This is a genomic window from Pinirhizobacter sp. (assembly GCF_035317885.1).
In the GTDB taxonomy this organism is placed as follows: Bacteria; Pseudomonadota; Gammaproteobacteria; order Xanthomonadales; family Rhodanobacteraceae; genus Pinirhizobacter.
The window spans coordinates 1-5,537 of the sequence record NZ_DATHFX010000080.1; the positions used below are offsets into that span (position 1 = coordinate 1).

Sequence of the window (5,537 nt, forward strand, 5' to 3'; positions counted from 1 at the left end):
AGGTGTCGATGAAGGTCGTGATGGCCGAGGCAACGACATCGGCATGGCCGATGAATGGAGCGTGCCCCGCGTGGGGAATATCGATGAAGCGGCCGTCGCACAGCGCTGCGGCCGCCTGCATGGCGGCGGGATGAACCACGCGGTCGCGATGGCCGGCAAGCCAGAGGCTGGGCGGCCTGAGCATGGACAGGCGCCCGCGCAGATCCGTGTTCTCGAGCAGGGCGATGCCTTCCATCAGTACGCGGGCATCGGGCTCGCCGCGCGAGAACACCCGTTCCCGCAGGTGCCGCGCCTCGCCGCGCGGATCACCTGAGCCCATGGCCTCCAGGGCGATGAACCGCTCAAGCGTGGCCTGGTAATCGGCAGCCAGGTCGCTGGCCAGTTGGCGTACGAGATTCCGATCGCTCCCATGCGGCCAGTCGTCGGCACGCACGAAGCGCGGCGAAGCGTCCACCATGACCAGCGCATTCACGCGCCCAGGCAGGTCAAGCGCGGCGGTCAGTGCCACCAGGCCGCCCAGCGACCAGCCCAGCCACGCTGCCGGCGGCGTGGCCGACGCCACCGCGCGAGCAACCGCCAACGGCTCAAGCGGCAACGTGGACGCGCGGGAGCGGCCGTGGCCGGGAAGATCCACCAGGTACATAGTGAAGCGGTCGCGCAATCGCTCGACCAGTGGATCGAATACGCCGCCGTGCATCGCCCACCCATGCAACATCACCAGCGGCGTGGATCCTGCGCCCTGGACATCGATGGAAAGCTTGCTCACGCCTTGGCCGCCGGGCGGAGCGATGGATCCAGCGCGATGCGGTCGTCGAAGACGAAACACTCGCCACGGAAATGCGTGGCGCCGACTTCCTCGAAATACTTAAGGATGCCGCCTTCGAGCTGGTAGACATGGTCGATGCCGATGTCCTGCATGTGGATGGCGGCTTTCTCACAGCGGATGCCGCCGGTGCAGAACGATACGACCGTCTTGCCGGCGAAACGCTCGCGATCGGCGGCAATGGCTTCGGGGAAATCGCCGAAACTTGCCAGTCGGAAATCGACCACGTTGCTGAACGTGCCCTGGTCCACTTCGAAATCGTTGCGGGTATCGAGCATCACCACGTCGCGCCCTTCGTCGTCGCATCCACTATCAAGCCAGCGGGCGAGCGTTGCCGGAGGCACCGAGGGCGCACGCCCAAGCTCCGGCCGCACCAGCGGGTGGCGCATGGTGATGATTTCCTTCTTCAGGCGCACGCGCATGCGCCTGAAGGGCGGCAGCGCCGAATGGCTTTCCTTGGGCGCGATGTCGGCGAAGCGCGGATCGGCGCGCAGGAAGTCCATGAACGCGTCGATCGCCCCGCGGGGGCCGGCCAGGAACAGGTTGATGCCTTCCGGGGCCACCAGGATCGTGCCCATGAGTGCCAGCGCCGTGCATTGCCCGAGCAGGCGTTCGCGCAAGGCCGGTGCATCGTCGATGCCGACGAACTTGTAAGCGGAGATATTGAGCGTGGACATGACCGCCTATTGTACCGCGCGGTCCCGTGCCGTCCCGGGGACCGCCCGGTCCAGGGCGTCCAGCAGGCGATCGATGTCCGGCGGCTCATGCAGGGCCGAAAAAGTCAGGCGCAGCCGGGCCTTGCCCACGGGTACGGTGGGTGGTCGGATGGCCGTGGCCAGGATGCCCTCCGCCGCAAGCGCAGCGGCCACGGCGCTGGCAAGCCTCGCCTCGCCCAGGATCAGCGGCTGGATCGGCGTGGACGACGGCAGCAGCGCCAAGCCCAACTGGCCGGCGCCGGCGCGGAACCGCGAAACAAGGTTCGCAAGCCTGGCGCGGCGATCGTCGGCGGCCTGGGCCACGCCGATCGCGACCCGGCTGGCCGCGGCCAGCGCCGGCGGCATGGCCGTGGTGTAGATATAGCTGCGCGCGAACTGCACGAGCCCCTCGATCAGGCTGGCGCTGCCGGCCACGAACGCGCCGGAGGTGCCCAGCGCCTTGCCCAGCGTACCCATCAGAACCGGGACGTCGGCCACATCCAGCTTCGCCGCGGCCACGCTGCCCGCGCCACGTTGGCCGACCACGCCCAGGCCGTGTGCGTCGTCCACGTGCAGCAGGGCGCCCTCGCGGCGGCAAATAGCGGCCAGTTCCGCCAGTGGTGCAATGTCGCCGTCCATGCTGAAGACACCGTCGGTGGACACCAGCGCCGCGTGGCCGGGGCGCAGGGCCAGTTGCCGCGCCGCGCCGTCGGCATCGCCATGGGGATAACGCCGGAGCTCGGCGCCAGCGGCGCGCGCGCCGTCGATCAGGCTGGCGTGGTTCAGGCGGTCCTGGATCGATATCGATCCGGCCACGGATCCCAGCAAGACCTGCATGACACCGGCGTTGGCCATCATGCCGGTGGAAAACAGCAAGGCTTTCTCGCGTCCGGTCCAGTCGGCCAGGGTTTCCTCGAGGGCGGCGTGTTCACGCGTGTGCCCGTTGACCAGGTGCGCGGCGCCCGACCCCGCCTGGACCGCACGACCGAGCGCGGCAACCACATCCGGATGATGGGCCAGCCCCAGGTAGTCGTTGCTGCCGAATACCAGGTAACGGCGGCCGTCGACCATGGCTTGCCGCCCGTCGCCCGCTTCGACCGTGCGCAGGCGCCGATACAGGCCATCAGCTTCCCGCTTGTTGGCCGCCGCAGCCAATGCGGCCAGCGGTGAGGGCCTCACGCGGCGCAGGGTTCGATGATGTCGGCGTGCACGGTGCCCGTATCGGCGGCGATCTCCATCGCGTGGATACCCAGCCGCCTGAACAGCTGGCGGTCGTGTTCGACATCGGGGTTGCCGGTGGTCAGCAGTTTCTCGCCATAGAAGATCGAATTCGCCCCGGCGTGGAAACAAAGCGCCTGTACGGCATCGTCCATTTGCTGGCGCCCGGCCGACAAACGCACCATCGAGGCCGGCATCAGGATCCGCGCCACGGCGATGGTGCGCACGAAGTCGAACGGATCCAGCGGCTCGGCATCGGCCAGCGGCGTACCCGGCACCCGCACCAGCTGGTTGATCGGCACCGATTCAGGGTGCTGGGGCAAGTTGGCCAGCGCCTGTAGCAGGCCGGACCGGCCATCGGGCGATTCGCCCATGCCGACGATACCGCCGCAACAGGTGCGAAGGCCCGCGTCGCGCACGTGGGTGAGCGTATCCAGGCGGTCCTGGTAGTCGCGCGTGTGGATGATCTCACCGTAGAACTCTGGCGCGGTGTCCAGGTTGTGGTTGTAGTAATCAAGCCCCGCATCCTTCAGTGCGGACGCTTGCGGGCCTGAGAGCATGCCCAGCGTGGCGCAGGTCTCAAGGCCCAGCGCCTTCACCGCGGTGACGATCCGCGCCACTTTCTCCACGTCACGATCCTTCGGTGCACGCCAGGCGGCGCCCATGCAGAAGCGGCTGGCGCCGGCATCGCGGGCGGCTTTCGCCCGCGCCACCACGGCATCCACGCTCATCAGCTTTTCGGACTTCACCCCCGTGTCGTAGCGCTGGGCCTGCGGACAATAGGCGCAGTCCTCCGGGCAACCGCCGGTCTTGATCGACAGCAGCGTGGATACCTGCACCGCTTGCGGGTCGTGGTGCTCACGGTGAACGCCGTGGGCGCGATGCAGCAGCTCGCCGAAAGGAAGATCGAACAGCGCCTGGATTTCCTCGCGGGACCAGTCGTTGCGGAGGGTGGCAGGCATCGGCGGCTCCGGGATGGGTAAAGGCAGAAGTGTGGAAAGGACATCCCTTTATGTCAACCAAACTAATCAACAGAAGGTTTACAGCGGCGCTAGATCGCCTGCTTCCCGCCCGCTGCCTGCTTTGCCATGCACCCGGTGACGGCATGGACCTTTGCATGGCCTGCCTGGCCGACATGGCTAGCAACCACCACGCCTGCCAACGTTGCGGCCTGCCGCTCCCGCCCAGCCTGTCGCTATGTAGCGGCTGTGTCCGCCAGCCGCCCCCTTGGTCCGGCGCCTGGGTACCGTTCCGCTATGCATGGCCGCTGGATCTACTGGAGGCGCGCTTCAAGTTCCATGGCGACCTCGCCTGTGGAAAGGTGCTGGCGTGGATGTGGTGCGCCGCCGAGCCGTCGCTACCGTTGCCCGACGCGATCATCCCGGTTCCCCTGCATCGTTCCCGGCTTCGGACGCGTGGCTACAACCAGGCGCTGGAACTGGCGCGGCCGCTGGCCCGGCATCTGCGACTGCCCCTGCTCAGTTGCCTGCGGCGCTCGCGGCGAACCACGGCCCAGACCGAACTCGATGCCCAGGCGCGTCGCGGCAATCTGCGCGATGCGTTTTCCGTCACCGGCCCGGTGCCGCCGCACGTGGCCATCCTCGACGACGTCATGACCACCGGCGCCACCATGGAGGCCTGTACGCGGGCCTTGCTGGCCGCCGGTGCCACGACCGTCGATGCCTGGGCGCTGGCGCGTGCCTGAAGCGGTTACTTCAGGGCCAGGGCCAGCACGATGCCCACCCACAACACCAGGCCCACCCAGTTGTTGTGGCGGAAGGCGGCCAGGCACGCCATGCGCTCGCGGCCGCGGGTGAGCCACTGCTGCCAGCCGAACAGGCAGCACGTGGCAACGATCGACAGCCAGTACGGCCACGCCAGCGAGGCGCGCGTGCCCACCATCACCATGGCCAGCACGAAGGTGCCCATCAGGATCCAAAGGATGGCCAGGTCCGCATCGCCGAACAGGATGGCGGTGGACTTCGCGCCCATCTTTATGTCGTCCTCGCGGTCGACCATGGCGTATTGGGTGTCGTACATCGTCGACCACACGATATTGGCCAGGAACAACAGCCACGCCACCGGCGGCACCGTATCGGATACCGCGGCAAAGGCCATCGGGATCGACCAGCCGAAGGCCGCGCCCAGCACCACTTGCGGCAGGTTGGTGTAGCGCTTGGTGAAGGGGTAGATCGCCGCCAGCGCCGCCCCGGCGAACGACAGGTAAATCGTCAGCCGGTTGGTGAACAGCACCAGCACGAACGAGGCCAGCAGCAGCACGCCGAACACGGCCAGCGCCTCGCGTGGCGTAACCCGGCCCGTCGCCAGCGGCCGCCCGGCGGTGCGCGCCACGTGCGGATCGAGCTTGCGATCGGCGAAGTCGTTGATGGCACAACCCGCCGCGCGCATGAAGAACACGCCCAGGGTAAAGATCACCCAGGGGCCGAACGGCGGGAAATCGCCGGCGGCGATCCAGAGCGCCCACCAGGTAGGCCAAAGCAAAAGCAAGGCGCCGATCGGCCGGTCCATCCGGGTCAATACCAGATAGTCCCGGGCCTTGCCGCGCCACGCGGGAGGCAGGCGGGCCAGCAGCCAGTCGACTACCTTCGATGCCCCTGCGGTCGCGTCCGCGGGGCGTGCAGGGGTCGATGCCGCGACGGCTTGCGGCTTGCGGACCGGGTCTTTCCTGGTGGCGGCGGTCGCGGGGCGACGGCGCGGTTTGCGCGGCGGACTCATCGGCATGAGTCTAGCGCCGCGCGATGTCACGGTTAAGCGTCAGATCTCATCTTCATCGACTTCTT

General features: G+C 67.8%; 6 protein-coding genes. 1 reads left to right on the forward strand and 5 read right to left on the reverse strand.

What is annotated here, in order from left to right; all coding sequences use genetic code 11:
- The 4 genes from bioH to bioB form a co-directional block, all read right to left on the reverse strand.
- On the reverse strand, positions 1 to 715 hold a 715-nt coding region (gene bioH, locus VK519_RS02515), incomplete at its 3' end, for a pimeloyl-ACP methyl ester esterase BioH (protein ID WP_324347361.1).
- Positions 716 to 762: 47 nt separating this feature from the next.
- Positions 763 to 1,500 (reverse strand): sulfurtransferase, encoded by a 738-nt coding sequence (locus VK519_RS02520; protein WP_324347352.1) that lies wholly within the window; start codon positions 1,498 to 1,500, stop codon positions 763 to 765.
- Between the two features lie 6 nt (positions 1,501 to 1,506).
- Positions 1,507 to 2,697 carry an 8-amino-7-oxononanoate synthase gene (locus VK519_RS02525; RefSeq protein WP_324347353.1) on the reverse strand — a complete coding sequence of 397 codons (1,191 nt, stop codon included), beginning with the start codon at positions 2,695 to 2,697 and terminating at the stop codon, positions 1,507 to 1,509.
- Entirely contained in the window at positions 2,694 to 3,698 is a 1,005-nt protein-coding gene (bioB, locus tag VK519_RS02530) for a biotin synthase BioB (RefSeq protein ID WP_324347355.1), read from the reverse strand. Before bioB ends, VK519_RS02525 begins: the two co-directional genes overlap by 4 nt.
- A 50-nt stretch (positions 3,699 to 3,748) precedes the next feature.
- On the opposite strand from bioB, the gene VK519_RS02535 reads away from it, so the two are divergent.
- Positions 3,749 to 4,441 carry a ComF family protein gene (locus VK519_RS02535; RefSeq protein ID WP_324347357.1) on the forward strand — a complete coding sequence of 231 codons (693 nt, stop codon included), beginning with the start codon at positions 3,749 to 3,751 and terminating at the stop codon, positions 4,439 to 4,441.
- Between the two features lie 5 nt (positions 4,442 to 4,446).
- On the opposite strand, the gene ubiA is transcribed toward VK519_RS02535, so the two are convergent.
- Complete coding sequence (gene ubiA, locus VK519_RS02540; RefSeq protein WP_324347359.1) at positions 4,447 to 5,478, reverse strand: 4-hydroxybenzoate octaprenyltransferase; 1,032 nt, start codon at positions 5,476 to 5,478, stop codon at positions 4,447 to 4,449.
- Between the last annotated feature and the right edge of the window lie 59 nt (positions 5,479 to 5,537).